General features: G+C 34.7%; 15 protein-coding genes. 6 read left to right on the plus strand and 9 right to left on the minus strand.

What is annotated here, in order from left to right; genetic code table 11:
- Window positions 1-15 precede the first annotated feature (15 nt).
- Entirely contained in the window at window positions 16-513 is a 498-nt protein-coding gene (locus tag WN975_RS18190) for a DinB family protein (protein ID WP_337967730.1), read from the minus strand.
- Window positions 514-578: 65 nt separating this feature from the next.
- Window positions 579-1,061 (minus strand): DinB family protein, encoded by a 483-nt coding sequence (locus WN975_RS18195; RefSeq protein WP_337967731.1) that lies wholly within the window; start codon window positions 1,059-1,061, stop codon window positions 579-581.
- A 329-nt stretch (window positions 1,062-1,390) separates the two neighbouring features.
- Here WN975_RS18195 and thiL point away from each other — a divergent pair, with 329 nt between their 5' ends.
- On the plus strand, window positions 1,391-2,437 hold the full coding sequence (thiL, locus tag WN975_RS18200; protein WP_337967732.1) for a thiamine-phosphate kinase: 1,047 nt from the start codon (window positions 1,391-1,393) through the stop codon (window positions 2,435-2,437).
- Window positions 2,438-2,524: 87 nt separating this feature from the next.
- Here the strand turns inward: thiL and WN975_RS18205 are convergent, their stop codons facing one another.
- From WN975_RS18205 to WN975_RS18225, 5 genes are all read right to left on the minus strand, one after another.
- Complete coding sequence (locus WN975_RS18205) at window positions 2,525-3,223, minus strand: response regulator (RefSeq protein ID WP_337967733.1); 699 nt, start codon at window positions 3,221-3,223, stop codon at window positions 2,525-2,527.
- Complete coding sequence (locus WN975_RS18210; protein WP_337967734.1) at window positions 3,213-5,270, minus strand: ATP-binding protein; 2,058 nt, start codon at window positions 5,268-5,270, stop codon at window positions 3,213-3,215. Before WN975_RS18210 ends, WN975_RS18205 begins: the two co-directional genes overlap by 11 nt.
- 99 nt (window positions 5,271-5,369) lie before the next feature.
- Window positions 5,370-5,627 (minus strand): hypothetical protein, encoded by a 258-nt coding sequence (locus WN975_RS18215; protein ID WP_337967735.1) that lies wholly within the window; start codon window positions 5,625-5,627, stop codon window positions 5,370-5,372.
- 175 nt (window positions 5,628-5,802) lie between these two features.
- Window positions 5,803-6,636: a LytTR family transcriptional regulator DNA-binding domain-containing protein gene (locus WN975_RS18220; RefSeq protein ID WP_337967736.1), complete on the minus strand. Its 834-nt coding sequence runs from the start codon at window positions 6,634-6,636 to the stop codon at window positions 5,803-5,805.
- Between the two features lie 245 nt (window positions 6,637-6,881).
- Window positions 6,882-8,423, minus strand: a complete 1,542-nt coding sequence (locus WN975_RS18225) for a glycine--tRNA ligase (protein WP_337967737.1) — start codon at window positions 8,421-8,423, stop codon at window positions 6,882-6,884.
- A gap of 98 nt (window positions 8,424-8,521) precedes the next feature.
- Between WN975_RS18225 and WN975_RS18230 the strand changes: the two genes are divergently transcribed.
- Window positions 8,522-9,205: a phosphoribosyltransferase family protein gene (locus WN975_RS18230; RefSeq protein ID WP_337967738.1), complete on the plus strand. Its 684-nt coding sequence runs from the start codon at window positions 8,522-8,524 to the stop codon at window positions 9,203-9,205.
- Between the two features lie 205 nt (window positions 9,206-9,410).
- Here the strand turns inward: WN975_RS18230 and WN975_RS18235 are convergent, their stop codons facing one another.
- Entirely contained in the window at window positions 9,411-12,104 is a 2,694-nt protein-coding gene (locus tag WN975_RS18235) for a M12 family metallo-peptidase (RefSeq protein ID WP_337967739.1), read from the minus strand.
- A gap of 197 nt (window positions 12,105-12,301) precedes the next feature.
- Here WN975_RS18235 and WN975_RS18240 point away from each other — a divergent pair, with 197 nt between their 5' ends.
- The 4 genes from WN975_RS18240 (at window position 12,302) to WN975_RS18255 (ending at window position 16,468) form a co-directional block, all read left to right on the plus strand.
- Entirely contained in the window at window positions 12,302-13,231 is a 930-nt protein-coding gene (locus WN975_RS18240) for a bifunctional riboflavin kinase/FAD synthetase (RefSeq protein ID WP_337967740.1), read from the plus strand.
- Between the two features lie 588 nt (window positions 13,232-13,819).
- The gene (locus WN975_RS18245) at window positions 13,820-14,257 is read left to right on the plus strand and encodes a hypothetical protein (RefSeq protein ID WP_337967741.1); all 438 of its coding nucleotides are present in this window, start codon (window positions 13,820-13,822) and stop codon (window positions 14,255-14,257) included.
- Between the two features lie 173 nt (window positions 14,258-14,430).
- Entirely contained in the window at window positions 14,431-15,519 is a 1,089-nt protein-coding gene (gene bioB, locus WN975_RS18250) for a biotin synthase BioB (protein WP_337967742.1), read from the plus strand.
- 82 nt (window positions 15,520-15,601) lie between these two features.
- Window positions 15,602-16,468, plus strand: a complete 867-nt coding sequence (locus WN975_RS18255) for a cupin-like domain-containing protein (RefSeq protein ID WP_337967743.1) — start codon at window positions 15,602-15,604, stop codon at window positions 16,466-16,468.
- A 416-nt stretch (window positions 16,469-16,884) separates the two neighbouring features.
- Here WN975_RS18255 and WN975_RS18260 read toward each other — a convergent pair whose 3' ends face one another.
- The gene (locus WN975_RS18260) at window positions 16,885-24,618 is read right to left on the minus strand and encodes a T9SS sorting signal type C domain-containing protein (protein WP_337967744.1); all 7,734 of its coding nucleotides are present in this window, start codon (window positions 24,616-24,618) and stop codon (window positions 16,885-16,887) included.
- Window positions 24,619-24,916: the final 298 nt, after the last annotated feature.

Consider the following 24,916-nt stretch of genomic DNA (forward strand, 5'->3'; position numbering starts at 1 on the left):
GGAGTTTTTACTTTATTATTGATTTTTTACGACATTATAGAAATTATAATCTGTGTTTGAAGCGTCGGTTATACCAATATTTCTTCCAATGGTTACAATTTGTCCTCTATGATAAGTGCCATGATTTACTACTTGTAATAAATAATCAGAAATAGGCAACTCACATTGAAACCACGGATTCTCGATTTTAACCGCTTTGTATAATTGTTCGTCTGATAATGATGATATAAACTCCGATAATTTTGCAGATGTTTTTAATAAACCTTCAAATATTACATTCTTATCTAAATCAACGTTTTCATTCCTTTCCGGCAAAGTAGTTTCGGTTATTATAGAAAGCCAATATTGCTCTGTTTCCCAGATATGGTTAAGTGTTTTAATAATGCTCGAGTAACTCGAAGGAACATCTTTGTGCAACAACTCATCAGATTTTGGTGTTAGCCAATTCACAAATTGTTGATTTACCCATAAATTGTAGGCAGCGTAATTTGCCATTATTTTTCTTAAACTCATGATGTTTGATTTATAATTTAGTCTTGAATAAATTGATTTAGTTCATTAAAAACGTCTTGATTATATTACTGTCTTTCCCAGAAGAAAGGCGGAGTAATTCCTAAAGCTCTTAGATATACATATCCTTGTCCGCGGTGATGAACTTCATTATCAACAAAATACAAAATATTCTGGATTACAGGAAATTCATATTGACCAAAAAGATTAAAGTTTTCATTAAAATCTTCGATAGATAATTTCTCCCAGTATTTATTAATTTCGGCTGTCGCTTCATCCCATTTTTCAAGGTATTGTGCTTTAAAAATTAACTTTTCAGTTCCTTCTGAAAATGGTGTAGTTTCTTTGGTTACAATTGCTTTAAGTCCAGGAACTGCAATCGCCAAAAGTTCGTCTGTTAGTTTTGCGAAAGTTCTCATTCCTCCTATCGAAAATTCAAAAAAATCTTTTTCAGGAAATAATTCAATTACGCGACGAGTTAAAGCGCGGTGTCCTTGCCAGTGTATTAACAAATCTTCAGGAGTAATTACTTGTGCAGCTAATGTTTTCATAGTTTTAAAGTTTTAATTATTTTAATACTTCAAAATTATCGAGGGTCGGTGACAACAGTTTGTCAGCAGGATTTATTTTTTTTAATATTTTTTTTACCCTGAATTAGAAACGAAAACCTTTGTCAAAGTTTAAAACTTTGACAAAGGTGGATCGCAATTTAAACCCGACAGGTTTTAAAAACCTGTCGGGTTTAATACGGAATAAATTGTGGTTACCAGATGTGAGACGCAAAGCAGTGTGCCTCTACATATACATATCTACTATATAACATTAAGTTCAATAAAACCTTTGTACCTTTGCAGCTTAAAAACTTTGGAACTTAAAAGAAATGATCGAAGATAAAAATCCGCAACGTACAAGTATAGCGCAATTAGGCGAGTTTGGCTTAATTGAACATTTAACCAAAAATTTTGATGTTACTCAGGAATCTACTTTGAAAAGTATTGGTGATGACGCCGCAGTTCTTGATTTTAAAGATAAAAAAGTAGTTGTCTCTACAGATTTACTGATTGAAGGTGTACATTTTGATTTGGCTTATATGCCTTTAAAACATTTAGGATATAAGGCTGTTGTTGTAAATCTGTCTGATATTTGCGCAATGAATGCAAGACCAACGCAAATAACGGTTTCTGTCGCTGTTTCTAATCGTTTTCCACTAGAAGCCTTAGAAGAATTATTTGAGGGAATTACGCACGCTTCAAAAGAGTATAAAGTTGATGTAATTGGTGGCGATACAACTTCATCTCAAAAAGGATTAATTATTAGCATTACTGCAATTGGTGAAGCTAGTGAAGACGAAATCGTTTACCGAAATGGCGCAAAACAAACCGATCTTCTTGTTGTAACCGGTGATATTGGTGCTGCATATATGGGATTACAGGTTTTGGAACGCGAAAAGCAAGTTTTTCAGGTGAACCCAAATAGTCAGCCTGATCTTGATATGTACAGTTATTTGATCGAACGTCAATTAAAACCTGAAGCGAGAAGAGATGTACGTACTTTATTGCACGCTCTTGAAATTAAACCAACTTCGATGATTGATATTTCAGACGGATTATCTTCTGAAATTATTCATTTGTGTAAACAGTCAAAAGTGGGTTGTAATTTATACGAAGATAAACTTCCGTTAGATCCGCAATTTATTTCGACTTGCGAAGAGTTTAATATCGATAGTACAACTGTAGCAATTAATGGCGGAGAAGATTATGAATTGCTTTTTACTATTGACATTAATGATTTTGATAAAATAAAAGGAAATCCAAATTTCTCAATCATCGGTCATATGGCAGACGAAAGCGAAGGAATAAATCTGGTAACTCGTGCAAATACACAAATTCCGTTGAAAGCTCGCGGTTGGGATGCTTTGAGTGAATAAATTTTCTTGAAATTTCAATATAAAAAATTCCAAATTCCAATAACATAATAAGTATTGGGATTTGGAATTTTCTTTTTTGGAATTTACTTAAAAAAGTCCTTTGCTTTTAGCTTCTTTAACCAATTCATCATCTGAACCGGTTTTTATTTTAAGCAATTCTTTGAGATTGATTTTCCGCTTTTCGATTGCGTTTAAGGAAATCGGAATATATTGCGGCATTGTATGATGTTCTGTTCCTTTTGACAAATGAAATAAAATTTGCTTATCAAACTGATCAATTTCTATTGAATTATGAGGAGATTGGTTGACCATTTTTACTACAGACTGACTGTAATATTTGTCATTCTTCATTACTTTATCAAATGCAAAAAGCAATTCATCAAACGTTAAATCATTTTTTATGATTAACCCATTTGGATTGATTGTTCTTATGATTGTTTTGATTTTTAGTAATTCTGTATACATTGTCAGCAAAATGATCTTGCAATTGGGCATCTTTTTTATGATCAATTTTGCCAGATCTTCACCAGAAAAAATATCTTTTTCTTCATACGAAGGCATGCTAATGTCTAAAAATGCGATGTCGAAATTTGGGGTTTCAGCATCTTGTAATAAATCATAAGCCGATTTGCAATCGTGTGCTTGAGAAATAAGAAATTCATATTCCTTAGGATTATATCTCGTGATAGCATTCTTATATCCTTCGATAATAAAAGGATGATCGTCAACTATTAAAATGTTTCGCTTAGTAAGTTGCGAAAACGGGGCTGTTATGTCAACTGTCATTATTTTGTAGGTTTATTTTTTGATCAATTGGGACTTTAATTATGAGAATTGTTCCTTCTCCTTTGGCAGATTTTATCGTAACTGTACCCTTACATTCTGCTGCTCTGTATTGAATATTGTGCAATCCTATTCCGTTCTTGGTTCTTTTGGTATTAAAACCAACTCCATCATCAGAAATCGAAAGAACCAAATGATTGATTTCGCTCTTAAACTCCACTTCAATTGTACTTGCTTTTGCGTATTTATTACAATTTTGGAGTGCTTCCTGAATAATTCGATATAAATTGATTTTGACTGTATTACCTACCAATTCCCATTTAATATGAGAATCAAACGAAGTAACCAATCTTGACATAAAAGTATTTTGTTGATTTTCAAACAATTTGTTCAAAATCGCAACAAAATTATTAATTAATTCCGATTTTTCGCGATTTAAATCATGCGAAATTTCTCGTATATCTTCCTCAATATGTTTAAGTTCTGCCAAATACTTCTTTCTTTTGGGCGCTGCATGGGCTTCATCTATTTTATCTAAACTGTCTAAACTGATTCTGACTCCAAACATTCTGCCCAAAACACCATCGTGTAATTCCTGAGCAACTTTTTTCTTTTCTTTGATACGAGTCATCTCAATATCATTTTGCTGCGAAATCATCAAATTATAAATATCTTCATTTGCAATTTGCTGCTGCTGCTTAAAAAGTAATTCTCTGTTTTTGGCTTGTTGTGTTTTGTAAACATAAAAAAATAAACCCAATAATGTACAAATGCTAAAAACGTAAACTAATGTCTTATTTTTCTCTTGTAGGTTTGAGTTTTGATCTTTTATTTCGTTGGTTTCGTATTCGATTCGGGAGAATTTTTCACCCATTCTACGTTCTGCTTTTTGCAGTTTTTCATTGTATTCGATATAATTTTTAGAATAAACTGAAGCATTGCCATGATCTACAATAGCAATTTGCTTTAATGACACTAATATATTTCTTATTGTATTTGATTTTTTGGATAAAACCAGTGCTTGCTTTGAATACTGTATTGCCCTAAACGTATCTTTCTTAAATGCATAATATTCAGATAAATGAATTTTATTTAAAATAATTCCCGGCTCAATTTTCAGACTGTCCCTAATTTTTAATGCTCTGTAAAATTGCGCTGGCAAATCTGTAAAATCTTCTGATTTAAATTTAGAATAAGCTAAATTATCTAAAAGTATTGCATAAAGAGCTGTATTACCATTAAACAAATCTTTTTGCTCCAAACCTTTTTTGAAATAATTTTTTGCCTGATTAAAATTATGCATGTTTAAATAAACGTACCCAATATTATTTAATGAAATGGCTTTAAGCTGAAACTCTAATGAAATTGATTTATCATTAAGCATAGACAATGCCTTATTATGATACTCTAATGCTTTGTCATATTCTTCACGCTCATTATAAATAATTCCGAGTAAATTGTAACCTTCATAAAGCTCTTTATTTACATTTTTCTTGGTTTTTAAAATCTTAAGCGCTTTAAAAACAGTGATCTCACTTTCAAAAAAATCTCCTTCATGCAACTGCAAATCTGCTTTGGCAATAAAAGTTTTGACAAGATTAACATCATCATTAATTCTTAAATATATTTTTTCTGCTCTGAAATAATTCAAAAAGGCGCTATCAGAAACCATTTGTGATTGATAATAATCCCCTAAATAAGTATAAGCTTTAGCAATACTGGATGAATCTTTACCACTTTTTGATCTTTCCAAAACCAGTTTAGATATTCTTTTATAAGATTTCCAATCACTCATATTATAATAGCGATTAGCAATTTTAAATAAATTAGCTCTATTAAGAGAATCATTTTGCTGATCTATAATTATATCAAATGCTTTCTGATTATATTTTTGTTTATAATGAAAGGGTAAATTAATATCATTTGCTAATGATAAATAGATAGAGAGACTGTCTTTTGAAGATTTTACATTTTTCTCTTTCTTAGGTTTATTGGTACAACCAAACAGGACAACAACTAAAAACAATAATATCTGAGAATATTTTTTCAAGGTATGTCTACGATTTTTCTCAAAAATACTAAATCTATAGACACAAAAAAAAAGGCTGCCAAAAACTGACAGCCTTTTATTTATATTTTTATATTTTTCTTAATCTAATTTTACGCTTGATTTTGTCAATTGGCTGTCAAGAGCAAAGCCTTTTACTTGGTTCTCGTTTAAATTTGATTCTTTGGATACATTAGAAACATTGTCTCCTTTTCTAGTTGGTCTTCCGTTTCCACCATCTACACCAATCATTATATCAATATTTCCTGCAATTGATTTGTTAGTTTTTTCTGGTGTTGCGAATGAAGTTGCTACCATTATTAAAGAAAATAGTCCGAATGTTAAAGCTGCCTTTTTCATGATTTGAGGTTTTAAGTGTTTGATTTAAAATTTTTGGAGAATCATCGCCGGGGAGCGAATCATGGTGTAAAACTAACACTACAAACGAAAAAAACTTATATGAAAAAACAGGTTTATGGTAGATCATGCCCAATTGATAGTCAATGAACGTGAATTAGATGTAATCGTCTAATTTTTAGACTTCTAAATAATTTCCTGCTGCAAAATCGGCAATAATTAAATCAACATTTGATTTATAAGTTTTCGAAAAAGGAATCTTTTTCGAAGAATTTTTTATGTAACAAATTGAGTTTCCGTTATGAATTCTGGCAATATAATTTCGATTAATAATATAGCTATTATGAATTCGGATAAATGGATACTCTAAAACACTTTCAAAATGTTTCAACGTTTTAAAAGCTGTTATCATTTCGCCTGAATTTAGATAAATATCGGTCGAATTATTGTCAGCTTGAAAATATGAAATATCTGATGCACTAATGTAGCGATAATCACCGTAAGATTTTACACATATTAACAATGAGTTTTCAACAATTTTAGAAGTTTTTTCAGATGGAATTATTTGGGTGATTATTTCATCTGAAGTACTAACTGTATTGACCTCAACAAGTTCCTTATTTAATTTCAGAATACTTTTTAATATATCAATTGTTATTATCGGCTTTAAAATGTAATCAAAAACGCCATATTGAATAGCGTCAAAAGCGCCTTCTTTTGTAAAAGTTGTCACAATTATTTTAGGCAAAATGGATAAAAACCGATGTAATTCATTGATAAAAGCCAATGATAATTTACTGGATAAATCTTTGGGATCTATTTCCAAAAAAATAATTGATGGTTTGTGTTCTAAAACTAAATTTAAACCTTCTTGATAATTCGTTGCCGAAGCCACAAAAGCCAATTCTGAAAAACCTTCTGCAATTGTTCGGGTTTTCAAAATACTTTCTGCATCATCGTCAATTATAATATACGAATACTGTTTCAATATTGGTTTATGTTGTTCTTTCATTAATCCACGACAACTATTGCTTTAGTTTCATCAATACGCCTGAAAAAATTTAATTTTAATATATTTTCTCTAATTAAAATTACGCATTTCATGTATCTAAACTTTTCAATGTTAATACATTATGAACAAATGTTAAAACATAAAGCTGAAATGCAAATTTCATCGACAAAATACACATTTTTGGATTAAAAAAATCCCAAATTCCATAAAGGAATTTGGGATTTTGTATTATTATGTATAAAAGTTTACATTTTCATCAACCAGTTTTTCATAGAAACCTCGTTTTCAATAATGTCTTTCAATTCAGAAATTTTTACACGATCTTGTTTCATTGTATCTCTATGACGAATTGTAACTGTTTCGTCTTCGATAGTTTGATGATCTACTGTAATACAAAACGGTGTTCCAAGAGCATCTTGTCTTCTGTAACGACGTCCTACAGCATCTTTTTCATCATAAGCAACAGAGAAATCCCATTTCAAATCCTCGATGATTTTTCTGGCAATTTCCGGCAATCCATCTTTTTTAACCAATGGTAAAATAGCTGCTTTTGTAGGCGCTAAAACTGACGGTAATTTTAAAACTGTTCTTGTAGAACCGTCTTCAAGAGTTTCTTCTTGTAATGATGTTGCGAAAACTGCCAAAAACATACGATCTAAACCAACTGAAGTTTCTACTACATATGGCACATAGTTTTCATTCAATTCAGGATCAAAATACTGTAATTTTCTTCCTGAAAATTTCTCATGTGCTTTTAAGTCGAAATCTGTTCTTGAGTGAATACCTTCTAATTCTTTGAAACCAAATGGGAAATTAAACTCAATATCAGCAGCAGCATTTGCATAGTGCGCCAATTTTTCGTGATCGTGAAAACGGTAATTTTCTTTTCCTAATCCTAGAGATAAGTGCCATTTTAAACGGGTTTCTTTCCAATATTCATAAGATTGCATTTCTTCTCCCGGACGTACAAAAAATTGCATTTCCATTTGTTCGAATTCACGCATACGGAAAATAAATTGTCTTGCAACAATCTCATTTCTAAATGCTTTACCTGTTTGAGCAATTCCAAAAGGAACTTTCATACGACCCGATTTTTGAACATTTAAAAAGTTCACAAAAATACCTTGCGCCGTTTCCGGACGTAAATATAAATCCATTGCAGTATCTGCAGAAGCTCCTAATTTTGTTCCGAACATTAAGTTAAACTGACGTACTTCTGTCCAGTTTCTTGAACCGGTTTCAGGATCAGCTATTTCTAATTCTTCGATTAAAGCTTTTACATCTTCCAGGTCTCCATTTCCTAAAGAACGTCCTAAACGCTCTCTAATTTCTGTTTCTCTGGCTAAATATTCAACTACTCTGGCATTTGTAGTTACAAATTCCTGTTCGTTAAAAGCATCTCCAAAACGAGTTTTCGCTTTTTCGATTTCTTTTTTCGCTTTTTTATTTAGCGCTTCAGCATAATCTTCTACTAAAACGTCAGCTCTATATCTTTTCTTTGAATCTTTATTATCAATCAACGGATCATTAAAAGCATCAACGTGGCCTGAAGCTTTCCAAGTCGTTGGATGCATTAATATTGCAGCATCAAGGCCGACAATATTCTCGTTCATCTGAACCATTGATTTCCACCAATATTCACGGATATTCTTTTTTAACTCGACACCATTTTGTGCATAATCATAGACTGCACTTAATCCATCGTATACTTCGCTTGACGGAAAAATATATCCGTACTCTTTTGCGTGCGAAACCACATTCTTTAATAAATCTTCTTGTTTTGCCATAGTGATGCAAAAATATAAAAAGTACGTTTAAAAAAAAGAAAAATTACAAAGATTGCAGGATTGATTTTGTTATTTTTGTAACTAAATTCTTTCTATTTGTGTTTAATTATCTTATCAACCTGTTTTTTCCTAAAGTTTGCGCCGGATGTCATACCGTTTTGGTTACTAACGAAACCGTTTTATGTACAAGTTGTCGCCATGAAATGCCTCTTACTCAATATCATTTGGATCCCAAAAATGAAGCTGTCAAAAAGTTTTATGGTAAAATTGAGATTGAACATGCATCGGCACTTTTGTATTTTAATAAAAAAGGAATCGTTCAGGAACTCATTCACAATTTAAAATACAAAGGTCACGAAGAAATTGGCTTTGTTTTAGGAAATTGGTATGTCGAAGATTTAAAAGAATTGAATCTGGAAATTCCTTTTGATTTTGTAGTTCCAGTTCCGCTTCATCCAAAAAAATTAAAAGAAAGAGGTTATAATCAGGTTACTACTTTTGGAAAAACTTTAAGTAAAGGATTGAATATTCCGTATAACGATTCGACTTTATATCGAAAAATATATTCTAAAACACAATCAAAAAAGAATCTTTCCGGAAGATCAGATAATATCGAAAATATCTTTGATGTAATTTCTACAGAAGACCTTCAAAACAAACATTTTTTAATTGTCGATGATGTTTTAACAACGGGCGCAACGCTTGAAGCTTGTTCACGTGCTCTATTAAAAATTCCGGGAACAAAAATTAGTATTGTTTGTATGGCAATTGCGAATTCATAGACTTATTAGCCACGGATTTTACGGATTAAACCGATTGTCGCAGATTAGATATTTTTTAATCTAAATATTTACACCAAGACGCACTGCTGTGCGCCTCTACTAAAAAATAAAATTTAGATCTATTATGAAATCAACACAGAATCTCTAAGATTTTAAAACAAAAATCTGTGCAAACCCGTTTAATCCGTAAAATCCGCGGGCAAAATTAATTCACAACAATTTTCTTAACTGTTCTACGATCTCCATCAATTACTGTTACAAGATAAATTCCTGCAGATACTTGTGGCAATTGAATATTCTGATCAAAATTAGAAGTAGGATCAAAAGAATTAGAATAAACTCTTTTGCCTAAAATATCGTGTACATAAACCTGAACTCTATTTGTGCCTTCGCTTTCAAATTGAATAGTGAAATTTCCTTTACTTGGATTTGGATAAAGAACAAAATCTATAATATTAAAATCCTCTGTTCCTAAGGTAAATGTTTGACTGCAAATGTTTATCGAAGCTGAATTTAGTGTTCCAAATTGTCCTGCAACGGCATCACGAATTCTAAAAATCCAGTTTCCTTGCGGATTTTGACCGTTAAAAGCGCTCAAAGCATCAACCGGAATTACAATTTGTGAGGTTGTTTTACTACAATCCAAATTTACTCCGTCGTCGTCAAACTGTAATACTAATGTAGATGCGACATCTGTACAAGCTTGATTAAATAAACGAACAACTGTTCCTTGCGGATTTACAACTTCAATCTCCAGATCAGAAAGTCTGTTGTGTGTTACATTTAATGAAACATTTACATCTTCAATAATTCCTGTTGATGCCGGTACAGTTATCGTTTTAGAAGTATAAGTACTTGAATATGGAATACTGAAAGAGTTTCCAAAACTATACGTTTCGCACGTCGTTTTTGAAGTATATCCTATTGCAAATGGCGTACTATTTAATGCATAATAAATATTTGAAACTGGTTCAATCAAGATTCTGCAATTTTTTGATGAAGGTACACTTGCAGGAAGCGTGATAACTTCTGAACCATCATTTGGTGTATTTGCCGCGAGAGTTATCGGAAAAGTCAATCCTTCGTCTGTAGACAATTTTATATTTACTGCCGAAGATCCAAACAAAGTATTTGTATTATTGACACTCCAAGTTACTGTTTGACTTTGCCCCTGACTCCAACTTACATTTTTATCTTTGTGCGAAGTAACTGAAAATGGTCCGGCAAATGAAGCAACATTTACAACCATCGCATCTGTATAAGTTTGGGCTTTTCCCTGAGCTGCATTATCACGTCCGGTTAAAGTAAAATTCAGCGTTCTTGCAATATCCGAAACAGATTCCCAAGTTGTAGTCAGTTTATTTTGAAGTACTGAATCATAACTTGGCATGTATCGAATTGGTGAACTTACTGGTCGTATTGATCTAAACAATGGACCATCTGGTTTTGTGGGATATGCAATACTATTACTTTTATCTGTTGTAATGGCACTATCATTTTCTTCCCAAGTATAAGTAACTGTATCTCCATCAGGATCAGAACCTGTACCTTTCAAAACAAATGCTGTACTAATAGGAATCGTATAATCTAAACCTGCACTAATTGTTGGAGGATTATTAGTTATTGGAGTACTTACAGGGCAGCTTACTGTAGCAAGATTATCCTGAATTTGCGAAATGCTGGTGTATGCAAAATAATCATCTGAATTGTTTTGAACATCGTAATCCGTAATTCCTGCATAACCCATAAGTGTAGAACCGCTTCCTGGTTCAACACTTGTTCCTGTACCTTCGATAACGTGAGAAAAAGTATGTGTTGCTCCTAATTGATGTCCCATTTCGTGTGCTACAAAATCAATATCAAATGTATCTCCCTGAGGCACTCCATTTGACGGAGACGTATAAGCGCTTCCTTTACCAATTTTATTTATTTCAGGAGGACTGCTACAAATACAACCAATACAACCTGCATTTCCTCCGCCTCCGGAACCTCCAAATAAATGCCCAATGTCATAATTTCCTTCACCAATTACGGCTGTTAAATTATTTTGAACTTCAATATTCCATACTTGATAATCTGTTGTACCGGGATAATCTGCTGTTCCGTCAGCGGCTTTAGAATAAGGATCGCTCGCTGCATTCGTATAAATTACCGCATCATTATTGGCAATTATAATTAATTGTACCGCCAAATCTTTATTAAAAATTCCGTTGACTCTTGTCATTGACGCATTCATACCTGCTAATGCTCCGGCTTTTGTACCTCCAAAAAAAGCAGCATATTCTCCTGTACAAGACAACGCTAATCTCAAAGTTTTGAAAACTTTATTGCTTGCAGTTGTTTTTGCTGTCTTTTTTGTTGACTTATTTTTTGAAACAACATCTTTCAGTCCGCAAACTAATTTAGAAGTAGAATTAAGACTATGATTTGAAGTAAACAATACATATCCGGTTTTGTCCTCCGGATTTTGCTCTATAAATTCTGTTGGTTTATCTGCACGAATTACCATAGTTTGCATACCAATTGGCGCTACACTAAAATGAATTTTGGCTGTTTTATCATCTAAACCATTTCCTTCGTAAGCTCGGATTTCTGGATATTTGGCTTGTAATTCCGGTTCAAAATTTGAAGATTCCCAAACCTGAAAGCGCTCTAAAACGCCTTTTGCATTCGGAATCGTAATTGTTGTGGTAGTACTTTTTGAACTTTTATTTGTTGTTGAAGATAATTTTGCCTGGAGAGATTCAGCATTTAATTTATAGTATAATTTATCTGAATCAATCGTATTTGTTCTTTTACTGAGTGTTTTTGAACTAACTTTTTGCCATAAATCATCACTTTGCGCTTGAATTTGGGCACAGCAAAATATAATCAATAATAAAAGTAATTGTTTTTTCATACTAATAGGTTGGTATTTAGAATTCAAAATTAAACGAATTAAATTAAATTCTTACATAAATACGACAATTAATGCTTTTTGCTCGACGAGTTGGCTCTTTTTCACAAAAAGAAATAGAATCTCATCAAAAATCAATTAGGCGTAGTACCAAATTTAAAATAGATAGTATAAATTTGCACCATCTTAAATTATTTGTTTTGAAGCTCTTTCATTCTATAAACGATTTTCAGTCAACCAAGAAAACGATTTTAACTCTTGGAACCTTTGACGGCGTACATATTGGTCATAAAAAAATTCTGGAACGAATTACTCAAAATACGGAAAACGGAAAATACGAAAGTTTAGTTCTGACTTTTTTCCCGCATCCGCGAATGGTTTTACAAGAAAAATCAGAAATCAAACTCTTAAATACGATTTCTGAAAAAACGAAACTTCTGGAAGCAACCGGAATAGAAAATCTTGTTATTCATCCGTTTAACGAAAGTTTTTCAAGATTAACTGCCGAAGAATTTGTTCATTCGATTTTAGTGGATCAGTTTCATATTCAGAAAATAATTATTGGTCACGATCATCGTTTTGGAAGAAACAGAACGGCAAATATTGACGATTTAATCGCTTTTGGCGCTGAATACGGTTTTGAAGTGGAGCAGATTTCGGCACAAGAAATTCAGGATGTTTCTGTAAGTTCTACCAAAATCAGAAAAGCGTTAAATGAAGGAAATATGGCTCTTGCCAATGATTATCTGGGTTATGATTATTTTTTATCCGGTGAAGTTGTAAAAGGAAAACAATTAGGAAGAACGATTGGTTTTCCAACGGCAAATATCCAAATTGAAGAAGATTACAAGCTTATTCCTAAAACTGGCGTTTATGTTGTTAAAGCCGTTGTGGATCAAAAAGAAGTTTTCGGAATGATGAATATCGGTTTTAATCCAACTGTAAATGGGCAAAAACAAACGATCGAAGTACATCTTTTTGACTTTGATGCTGATATTTATGGTCAAAAAATCGAAGTTTCACTATTGAAATATCTTCGTGAAGAGCAAAAATTTGGTTCGGTAGATTTATTGAAAGAACAATTAAATCAGGATAAAATAAATGCTTTGGCTTTTGTAAATCAGCTTTAATATTTTTTAAATATTTCATTCGTTATTCTTTCGCGGAAGCGTAATTTTTATTGTTTTGCAGAATGTGTAATCCCTACGGGACATTTGTTTGGTGTGGATAATTTTTTCTACCGATATGTAATCTCTACGAGATATTTTCTTTTTCGAAATTAATATTAGAATCAACTACAAAATACTTTTGCTGAAGCTCAATCTTATATTCTGCCGAAATGTGTAGTTGATACCGGACATTTATGTAGATTGGCTATAATTTTTTATACCAACATGTAATCTTTACGAGATATTTTCTTTTCTAAATTAATAATTAGAATCACTCGCAAAATACTCCGCTAGGAGTTAAATGTTGGTAACGGCACATAATCTCCATCAAAATATATTCCGTTAGGAATTAAATATTGGTAGCAAAACAATACCCAATCTACATAAATGTCCTGTAAGGACTACACTTTACAACAACAAAATATTTTTTGCGCCAACCTCAGCATACTTTTTGCCATTTTTAAATCATCATAGTTATTTTTTTAGTAAATTTGATATAGAACTCTGTTTATCAAATATTTACTATTAACTTCTTTAAAAATAACCACTATGAAATTACCTAAAGAAATTACCAACGGGTTTTTGATATTCCTTGGAATAGGAATTTATTTTTTATTGATGAACGTTTTAGGTTTAGCTCATTTATTCTACCTGCGTACTCTGAATGTATTCTTTATATTTTATGGCGTAAACAAAACCATGAAAATGAATTTGCATGAAGGAGAAACCAATTTTGTGTCAAATGCTGTTTCTGCAATGGCAACTTCAGTAGTTGGCGTGGCTATGAGCGTTTTTGGATTATTGGTTTATAGTTATGCAAGAGGTGGTGATGCTTATGTAAAAACATTATCTGAAACTTTTATGTTTGGCGGAAATCCTTCTGTACCAACTTATTGCATTTGTTTATTATTTGAAGGAATCGCTTCGTCGGTCATTGTCACCCTGATGATGATGTTATATTGGAATAACAAATATGTAGCCGATTAATATTTCAAAACAAAATAGATATTTTAGCACTCTAAAATCATAAAAAAATATAATTATGTGATTTTAGAGTGTTTCTTTTTTGAAAATAACTGTCAAATATTCATTTACAGGATTCAGCATTGGTTGATTAGAACAATTTCGTTACTTTTGAACCTTCAAAAACAATGTACCTAATGAGCATTACAAAACACAACTGGACAAAAGACGAGATAATCGCCATATATAATAAACCTATGATGGACTTGCTTTATGAAGCAGCAACTATTCATAGACAAAAACATGATCCGAACGTAGTTCAGGTATCAACTTTACTATCTATCAAAACTGGAGGTTGTCCGGAAGATTGCGGTTATTGTCCGCAAGCTGCCAGATATAATACTGGTGTTGAAGGTAATGATCTAATGAGTGTAAGTCAGGTAAAAGCTCAGGCTTTGCGTGCAAAATCAAGCGGATCTTCTCGCGTTTGTATGGGTGCTGCCTGGAGAAACGTAAAAGATGGCGAAGAGTTTGATCAGGTTTTGGAAATGGTTCGTACCATTAACAAACTAGACATGGAGGTTTGTTGTACTTTAGGTATGATTACCGAAAATCAAGCACAACGTTTAGCAGAAGCTGGTTTGTATGCTTACAACCACAACTTAGATACTTCTGAAGAATATTATAAAGATGTAATTTCTACACGTGGTTTCGAAGACCGTTTGCAAACTATCGAAAATGTTCGTAAAACGAATGTTACCGTTTGTAGCGGAGGAATTATTGGAATGGGAGAAAGCATCGAAGACAGAGCAGGAATGCTTGTTGCGCTTTCTACTTTAAATCCTCAACCGGAATCTGTGCCAATTAATGCATTAGTTGCCGTTGAAGGAACTCCGATGGAGGAAGAAAAACCAGTTGAAATCTGGGAAATGATCCGAATGGTAGCAACTACAAGAATTGTTATGCCGGACACACAAGTTCGTTTATCTGCAGGAAGAACAAATATGAGCCGTGAAGGACAAGCAATGTGCTTTTTTGCCGGTGCAAACTCAATTTTTGCAGGTGATAAATTATTGACTACTCCAAATCCTGATGTTCACGAAGACATGAAAATGTTTGACTTGTTAGGATTAATTCCACAAAAACCATTTGTTAAAGTTTCACAGCCACAAACTGTTGAAGCTGCTGATTCTCAATTTGCTCCATTAGGCGAAAAACCTAAGTGGACGAGACCAGGACACACAATTGAAAGAAACCTTGAGGCTTCGATCAAATCAAAAATTTAATTAAAAGAGTTCATAAATCTCACAAAATATTTTTAAATTGCTTCTTGACTTAGTGCCAGAAGCAATTTTTTTATTTAGAGAGATGAAGTTAAAACAAATCGAAAGGGTAAAAAAAATCTCAAAATCTGATTTTATTTCCCAATATGTAAAAAAGCAAATTCCCGTTGTTATTGAAGAACTGACCGAAGATTGGCCAGCCTATCATAAATGGAAATTATCATATATCAAAGAAATCGCAGGTGAAACCATCGTTCCTTTATACGATGACAGGCCTGTAAATCATGAAGATGGCTTTAATGAAGCTCATACTAAAATGAAGATGAGCGATTACATTAATCTTTTAGAACAAAAACCTACCAATTACCGCATCTTTCTTTATAATCTAATGAAAGAGGTGCCTACGTTAAAAAACGACTTTCTGTGGCCGGATATTGGCCTGAAATTAGTCAAGCAAATGCCAATGTTGTTTTTTGGCGGAGAAAATTCAAGAGTCTTTATGCATTATGATATCGATTATTCGAATATTTTGCATTTTCATTTTCATGGAGAAAAACAATGTATGCTTTTTGCTCCAAGTCAAACGAAGTTCCTGTACAAAGTTCCGCATGCTTTGATCTCGAGAGAAGACATTGATTTTGACAATCCTGATTACGAAAAATTTCCGGCTCTTAAAAATGCCGAAGGTTATATCACTAATCTGAAACACGGTGAAATGTTATACATGCCGGAAGGTTATTGGCATTATATGAAATACCTGACTCCGGGATTTTCTATGAGTTTAAGGGCTTTTCCTAAAAATGTTACGAACTTATCAAAAGCGGTTTATAATGTTTTCATCATGCGCCATTTTGATATTTTAATGCGAAAATTTAAAGGCCAAAAATGGATTGATTATAAAAACGAAAAGGCAATTACTAAAACTAATGGAAGTTTGCAAAAGACTTTTTAAGAGGAAAGTGTTTTCTTTATAAAACAAAAAAACCACTCGCTCGTGAGTGGTTTTTTACTTTTATATATATAAGGAAAAACTATGATTAAATCCGCTTTGTGAACTACAACAATGTATTGTTGTCTTTTTCTTTTAGTACCTTTTTTATCTTTTGCTTATTGCTCTACTAATGTCTCTAAGTTCTTAAGATTAATTATCATTGTTTTTGATGGGACAAAATTACGGTGAATCACCAAACCAATAAACCCGTAAAAGACTTGTTTACAACACAATAAGACAAAATTAATTTTCATTAAAAATAATTAAGCTGTTTAATTATTTTCTGATTTAAAATAATAAACCCCTCAAATCAAAGACTTGAAGGGTTATTATACTAAAGTGTATTTCTACATTCTCTTTTTTATTTTTTTTAAATCCTAAAACACAACTTTTTTAGTTGATATATAACCATTTTCTAAAATCACTTTTACAAATAAAACCTGATTTCCTGATTGTAGATTTGTTATTTGTAATTCGGTATTTCCTATTTTCTTTTTTTCATAGAGCATTTTTCCGGAAACGTCATAAATAAAAACTTCATTAATGGCGTCTTTGAGCGATGATACTTTAATGCTTTTATTTTTTACAAAAGCAATAACGTTATCTTCATTTTTATCAAAGTCTTCAACTCCTAATGTTTTCTTATATCGCAACACAAAGCGATCTGCAAAAACGCCTGTTGTAGTTGTAAATGTATAGTTGCTTTCTCTTAAATCACGTATGATGCCCAAAGTTTTATCTTCAATAAAAATTGGTTGTGCGCTCAAATGACCATCGGCATGATCTATTGCAATCGTAAACTCGCCCGCAATTGCCGATCTATATCCTAACGGAACAATATCAGAATCATTAAACGGTAATGCACGTCCTTGAATCACAAGTTTTAGATCTCCATTGATGCTGTAAAAATCTAAAAATTTGTTTGCATCTGCTGTGATTCCATCATAATTAGTATCCCAACCATCTGTTGCTCCTTCGATATAACCAACCAGTAATTGCTTGAAAGCTCCCTGGGTATTTGTTAAATTAAGCCAGACCCTGTGTTTTTCAAGCTTTGTATTTGCGTTTTTAAAGAATTGTGTATTATTTCCCGCAACTCGCATTGAGTTTGTAAAAACAGCGTTCTGTCCAGTTTTTGATTTCACAAAGAATGATTGTCCTGCAGCAATATATCCTAATGGAGGGTTTTGATTTCCGGGGGTTCCTGCTCCTGTTCCGGTCATACCGCCTATAACTATACTGCCTGATAAATTATAAATTGCATAATCCTCGGCTGCATAAGCATATGTTGTACTATTAGGTGATGAATTATGAGTCCAGAAATATAAAGTCCCATAAATATTTGCGGCATTATCAAAGATAAATTGATCTGCATAAATTGCAGAAGGATATGGATTTCCTAATAGACTCCATTTCTCAGCTGCTCCTAAACTTATATTATAAGGGCCATTGTTTGGAACTCCTTCAAACGTTGCATGGTAAATATTAGGAGTAACAAGGTCATGATTTTGAGGAGCCCTCACGGTATAACCAGCTCCTGCTGCCATTGGCTCAGTTCCATTATTATAAATTATCCATCCTGTTAAGGGATTATATCCTTCATATTTATCTATCAAAGTATTAGGCGACAGATCATGTAATGTAAAAGCCGGACTACGCGTAACCGGAGATGACCAATAGGTAAAATCATAACGGCGAACCGGAGGAGTGTCGCGTTTATAAAAAATATTTCCTGTATTAGCTGAATTGTTTACCTGAAGCAGACTTGCATTATTTTCAAAGGTTAAAATCCCTCCATTATTATCTAAAAAGTTCTGAATAGTTAACGTGTGATTGGATTTTACAGTAACACTAACTCCCGGATGAACGATACAAGAACAAGCACTCAGATTTCCTGTTGTTTGATAATTTCCCGCAAATTCGACAATATCAGTAATTATAGGCGGAAGTCCTTTTGACCAAACTGAACCATTCCAAATATTTGTAACAGGCGGTATAATCACAATACCTTCTGTTGGTAATGAAGGACAATTTGCTCCATCCTGAATCGTAAAATAATAAGTACCCGGAGATAAATTACTAACCGTATAACTTGCTCCGAAATCAGTATAGGTTTGCAAAGATGTACCGGTTTGATTAATGACCACATTAGGACCAGTAATTAAGCCATTTAAAACTACACTTCCCGTAGGATTAACACACGTTGGCTGTACTATAGTTCCAGGCACTGGCGTTGAAGGTCTTGTATCAATATCAATTCTTGTTTCTATTGAAAAATCTTCTGCACAGGTTCCGTTTTTTATTACAGCTCTATAGCTAGTACTGGTAGATAATATTCCTGGTTGATAAGTAACTCCTGTATGACTTATAGATTGCCATACATATGGCAAAGATTCGGCATATTCCCATCTGACAATAGTGCCGTTATAGCCACTTAAAGTTAACAAAGGACTTGGATTTCCGCTGCAAACATGTGTTCCTCCGTTTACAATTCCGGGTTGAGTTTTTATTACGTTTGTCGAGTTGCTTGCATTTACAACTGCCGCACATCCATTTGAAGAATAACTTACAGTAACTGTTTTATTTCCTGTTGTTTTCCATTGTAATGAAACTGTATTATTGGTTGTTGAGATTCCTCCTGCAGTAATATTATAATCTGTACCTGCAACGCCCGGAACTGTCCAAAGATAATTTGTTTGTCCAGCCAAAGTGGTATAAGTAACACTATCGTCAACACAAACAGTTGCTCCAGGCTGAACAGAAAAAACCGGAACTGGTAATGGATTAACCGTTATTGTTGCTGAACTTCCCGTGAAAGCTGAACTTCTTATACAAGTATTAGCATCGGTAACCGAAACTAAAGTATATGTCGTTGTGTTTGAAACTGGTGTTTGGAAGGTTGCAAAAGCAGTTCCGCTTACTACACTATTTGCAGTACGGTTTGCAACTCCGTCATTGTAAACAACTGTAAAAGGCCCTGTTCCGGATGTTGCGGTAAAGGTTAATTGTCCTGCACCACTCACACAAAATGGACCATTGGCTGACAAGCTTCCTTGCGGTAATGGGTTTACAGTTATTGTTGCTGAACTTCCCGTGAAACCTGAATTTCTTATGCAAGTATTTGCATCGGTAACGGAAACTAAAGTATAAGTTGTTGTACTTATTACTGGTGTAACAGCGGTTGCAAAAGCAGTTCCGCTTATTACACTATTTGCAGTGCGATTTGAAACTCCGTCATTATAAATAACAGTAAAAGGTCCTGTTCCGGATGTTGCTGTAAATGTTAATTGTCCCGCGCCAGTTGCACAAAATGGACCATTGGCTGACAAGCTTCCTTGTGGTAATGGATTTACGGTTATCGTGGCAGAACTTGTGGTGAAACCTGAACTTCTTATACAAGTATTAGCATCGGTAACGGAAACTAAAGTATAAGTTGTTGTATTTAAAACTGGTGTGACTGCTGTTGCAAAAGCGGTTCCGCTTACTACACTATTTGCAGTGCGATTTGAAACTCCGTCATTATAAACTACGGTATAAGGTCCTGTTCCCGATGTTGCTGTAAAGGTTAATTGTCCCGCGCCAGTTGCACAAAACGGACCATTGGCTGACAAGCTTCCTTGTGGTAATGGGTTTACGGTTATCGTGGCAGAACTTGTGGTGAAACCTGAACTTCTTATGCAAGTATTTGCATCGGTAACGGAAACTAAAGTATAAGTTGTTGTATTTAAAACTGGTGTGACTGCTGTTGCAAAAGCGGTTCCGCTTACTACACTATTTGCAGTGCGATTTGAAACTCCGTCATTATAAACTACGGTATAAGGTCCTGTTCCCGATGTTGCAGTAAAGGTTAATTGTCCCGCGCCAGTTGCACAAAATGGACCATTGGCTGACAAGCTTCCTTGTGGTAATGGACGAACCGTGATTGTGGCGGAATCTGTGGTGAAACCAGAACTTCTTACACAAGTATTTGCATCGGTAACAGAAACTAAAGTATAAGTTGTTGTACTTAAAACTGGTGTGGTGAAAGTTGCAAAAGCTGTTCCGCTTACTACACTATTTGCAGTGCGATTTGAAACTCCGTCATTATAAACAACTGTAAAAGGTCCTGTTCCGGATGTTGCAGTAAATGTTAATTGCCCAGCGCCAGTTGCACAAAACGGACCATTGGCTGACAAGCTTCCTTGTGGTAATGGGTTTACGGTTATCGTGGCAGAACTTGTGGTGAAACCTGAACTTCTTACACAAGTATTTGCATCGGTAACGGAAACTAAAGTATAGGTTGTTGTACTTATTACTGGTGTCGTGAAAGTTGCAAAAGCAGTTCCGCTTACTACACTATTTGCAGTACGGTTTGAAACTCCGTCATTATAAACTACAGTATAAGGTCCTGTTCCGGAAGTTGCAGTAAAAGTTAATTGTCCGGCGCCAGTTGCACAAAACGGACCATTGGCTGACAAGCTTCCTTGTGGTAATGGGTTTACTGTTATTGTGGCGGAACCTGTAGTGAAAGCTGAACTTCTTATGCAAGTATTAGCATCGGTAACGGAAACTAAAGAATAAGTTGTTGTTGCTATAACTGGGGTAACAGCGGTTGCAAAAGATGTTCCGCTTACTACACTATTTGCAGTGCGGTTTGCAACTCCATCATTATAAACTATGGTATAAGGTCCAGTTCCAGATGTTGCGGTAAATGTTAATTGTCCTGCGCCAGTTGCACAAAACGGACCATTGGCTGACAAGCTTCCTTGTGGTAATGGATTTACAGTTATTGTTGCTGAACTTGTGGTGAAACCCGAACTTCTTACACAAGTATTTGCATCGGTAACGGAAACTAAAGTATAAGTTGTTGTACTTAAAACTGATGTTGTGAAAGTTGCAAAAGCGGTTCCGCTTACTACACTATTTGCAGTGCGATTTGCAACTCCGTCATTATAAACTACTGTATATGGCCCTGTTCCTGAAGTTGCGGTAAATGTTAATTGTCCGGCGCCAGTTGCACAAAACGGACCATTGGCTGACAAGCTTCCTTGTGGTAATGGATTTACGGTTATTGTTGCTGGACTTCCCGTGAAACCTGAATTTCTTATGCAAGTATTTGCATCGGTTACGGAAACTAAAGTATAAGTTGTTGTACTTATTACTGGTGTAACAGCGGTTGCAAAAGCAGTTCCGCTTATTACACTATTTGCAGTGCGATTTGAAACTCCATCATTATAAACTACAGTATAAGGTCCTGTTCCCGATGTTGCAGTAAAGGTTAATTGTCCGGCGCCAGTTGCACAAAACGGACCATTGGCTGACAAGCTTCCTTGTGGTAATGGATTAACAGTAATTGTTGCTGAACTTGTGGTGAAACCAGAACTTCTTACGCAAGTATTTGCATCGGTAACCGAGACTAAAGTATAAGTTGTTGTGCTTATTACTGGTGTAGTGAAAGTTGCAAAAGCGGTTCCGCTTACTACACTGTTTGCAGTGCGATTTGCAACTCCGTCATTATAAACGACGGTAAAAGGTCCTGTTCCCGATGTTGCGGTAAAAGTTAATTGTCCTGCACCAGTTGCACAAAACGGACCATTGGCTGATAAACTTCCTTGGGGTAATGGTCGAACAGTAATCGTTGCAGAACCTCCTCCGGTGAAACCAGAACTTCTTATACAAGTATTTGCATCAGTGACTGAAACTAAAGTATAAGTTGTTGTACTTATTACTGGAGTAACGGCGGTTGCAAAAGCGGTTCCGCTTACTACACTATTTGCAGTACGATTTGCCACTCCATCATTATAAACTACGGTATAAGGTCCAGTTCCAGATGTTGCAGTAAATGTTAATTGTCCAGCGCCAGTTGCACAAAATGGACCATTGGCTGACAAGCTTCCTTGTGGTAATGGATTAACAGTAATTGTTGCTGAACCTGTGGTGAAACCTGAACTTCTTACGCAAGTATTTGCATCGGTGACCGAGACTAAAGTATACGTTGTTGTACTTATTACTGGTGTCGTGAAAGTTGCAAAAGCGGTTCCGCTTACGACACTATTTACAGTACGATTTGAAACTCCGTCATTGTAAACTACTGTATAAGGTCCTGTTCCGGATGTCGCTGTAAAGGTTAATTGTCCAGCGCCAGTTGCACAAAACGGACCATTAGCCGTTAAGCTTCCTTGTGGTAATGGATTTACGGTGATCGTTGCTGAACCTGTAGTGAAAGCTGAACTTCTTATACAAGTATTTGCATCAGTAACGGAAACTAAAGTATAAGTTGTTGTTGCTATAACTGGGGTAACAGCTGTTGCAAAAGCGGTTCCGCTTACGACACTATTTACTGTTCGATTTGAAACGCCATCATTATAAACCACAGTATAAGGTCCTGTTCCGGATGTTGCTGTAAAGGTTAACTGTCCAGCGCCAGTCGCACAAAATGGGCCATTGGCTGACAAACTTCCTTGTGGTAATGGATTAACAGTAATTGTTGCTGAACTTGTGGTGAAACCAGAACTTCTTACGCAAGTATTAGCATCGGTAACAGAAACTAAAGTATAAGTTGTTGTACTTAAAACTGGTGTCGTGAAAGTTGCAAAAGCGGTTCCGCTTACTACACTATTTGCAGTACGATTTGCAACTCCATCATTATAAACTACGGTATAAGGTCCAGTTCCAGATGTTGCAGTAAATGTTAATTGTCCGGCGCCAGTTGCACAAAATGGACCATTGGCTGACAAGCTTCCTTGTGGTAATGGATTTACAGTTACGGTTGTTGGTGTCGAATTTAAGGTATTACAAGCAACACTTTGCACTACAGCTCTAAATTGTGTAGTTTCTGTGAGTGCTCCTGAAGTATATGTTGTTGTTGTATTTGCAACAGATGTAGGTGTCCAGGTTGAAAACGGAGTTGTTGAATATTCCCATCTTAGAACTGAACCTACATTTCCTGTTAATAATAAACCTGCACTTGTTGCACCGTTGCAAATTGTAGTACCTCCACCAACTGATCCTGCTACTGTCAGTGGTGAAATTGTCACATTGGTTGTAATTCCTGAAATAGGAGAAATACAAACTCCTGATGTTAATGCTGTAACGGCAATAGAACTTGTACCTGTAGTTGTTAAACCTACTGCCGTAAAAGTTCCTGTACCTGCTGTAGTTACTGTCATTGCTGCAGTTAATCCTGTAGCAGCGGGTGTGCCTCGATTATAAGTAACCGTATAAATACCAATAGGTAAAGATGCAGCACTCGATGTAACTGTTACTGAAGATGTTCCTGGACTAATACAAACATTGGTTGCTGATATTCCTGTAATATTATAAGTTGGACATGTATAAGTAACTATAACTTGTCCATGAGCACCTGAACCTCCTACTTGAGAAGGATTTCCTACGGTCTGCAATCCACCACTACCGCCACCACCAGGTGGGCTACCTGCATTTCCTGGTCCATTACCTAATAATAAAGTTGAAAGAGCTGCACCTCCAAGACCTCCTCCTGTACCACCCGCATTACCACCAGCCCCAGATGAAAGACCCAAACTTAATAAGGCAGCATTTCCGTTTCCTCCAGTTATCCCAGAAGCTGTTGAAATGGAACCAATCGAAGCACTGGCTAATCCACCTGCTCCGCCACTGGGTGTACCGCCTGCTGTATTGGCTGTACCTCCTCCTCCTCCAACTGCTAAAATAACTGTTTCAAAACTTTGTATTGTTGAGCTTCCTCCTGCTGTTCCTGTGGCAGTAGTTCCTGTAACTGCTCCGGCGACTTTAATATTTAAAGGCACTCCTGATAATGGATTGACTGTTATAAGACCATTTGCATATGCGCCTCCGCCTCCTCCTGCACCACTTCTTCCGCTAAGTAAAGGAGAGTTACCTGCGCCTCCACCAGCACCTCCAGCACCCCATGCCTTAATATCCATAGAGGTAATCCCCGCCGGAATGACTACTGTGCCATCGGCTGTGAAAATATGTGGTGGCTGAGCCCATAATGATGTGCATATAAAAGATAGAACTAAAGCTAGTTTGAACTTTCCATTAAAAAATGTTGGTGTATTTTGTTTATTTCGAAAAAAATATTCCTTTATAAATGGAAGAAAAATCAAATAATTAATTAAGGCTTTTTTCATAAGAGGCATTTTAAATAATTAAAAAAACAGACCCATAATCAAATTATGAATCCTTTTAAAAAACTTTAAATACCATATAAGCGGAACAGGAACGCAAAAAAAACGTTCTGAAACTTAGAAAGAAATGTAGAAATAAACGTTAAGTACTTATTTGCTTATTTAATGGTATTTAAATTTAACAATCAGTATTTAGGCGAATAAAAAACTAAAAATGATCTTAGTTTTTAAGAGTAGTGTTTAAAATTGTATTACAACAGGCTTTTATGTAAGTTCGTCGACTATAACTTACAACAAGGTA

Origin of the sequence: uncultured Flavobacterium sp., assembly GCF_951805225.1 — a bacterium.
GTDB lineage: Bacteria > Bacteroidota > Bacteroidia > Flavobacteriales > Flavobacteriaceae > Flavobacterium.

Coding starts and splice junctions, on each gene's coding strand:
- WN975_RS18225 (WP_337967737.1), bottom strand. CDS start 8,423: ATGGCAAAACAAGAAGATTTATTAAAGAATGTGGTTTCGCACGCAAAA.
- WN975_RS18220 (WP_337967736.1), bottom strand. CDS start 6,636: ATGAAAGAACAACATAAACCAATATTGAAACAGTATTCGTATATTATA.
- WN975_RS18190 (WP_337967730.1), bottom strand. CDS start 513: ATGAGTTTAAGAAAAATAATGGCAAATTACGCTGCCTACAATTTATGG.
- WN975_RS18255 (WP_337967743.1), top strand. CDS start 15,602: ATGAAGTTAAAACAAATCGAAAGGGTAAAAAAAATCTCAAAATCTGAT.
- WN975_RS18235 (WP_337967739.1), bottom strand. CDS start 12,104: ATGAAAAAACAATTACTTTTATTATTGATTATATTTTGCTGTGCCCAA.
- bioB (WP_337967742.1), top strand. CDS start 14,431: ATGAGCATTACAAAACACAACTGGACAAAAGACGAGATAATCGCCATA.
- WN975_RS18245 (WP_337967741.1), top strand. CDS start 13,820: ATGAAATTACCTAAAGAAATTACCAACGGGTTTTTGATATTCCTTGGA.
- WN975_RS18205 (WP_337967733.1), bottom strand. CDS start 3,223: ATGACAGTTGACATAACAGCCCCGTTTTCGCAACTTACTAAGCGAAAC.
- WN975_RS18195 (WP_337967731.1), bottom strand. CDS start 1,061: ATGAAAACATTAGCTGCACAAGTAATTACTCCTGAAGATTTGTTAATA.
- WN975_RS18260 (WP_337967744.1), bottom strand. CDS start 24,618: ATGAAAAAAGCCTTAATTAATTATTTGATTTTTCTTCCATTTATAAAG.
- WN975_RS18215 (WP_337967735.1), bottom strand. CDS start 5,627: ATGAAAAAGGCAGCTTTAACATTCGGACTATTTTCTTTAATAATGGTA.
- thiL (WP_337967732.1), top strand. CDS start 1,391: ATGATCGAAGATAAAAATCCGCAACGTACAAGTATAGCGCAATTAGGC.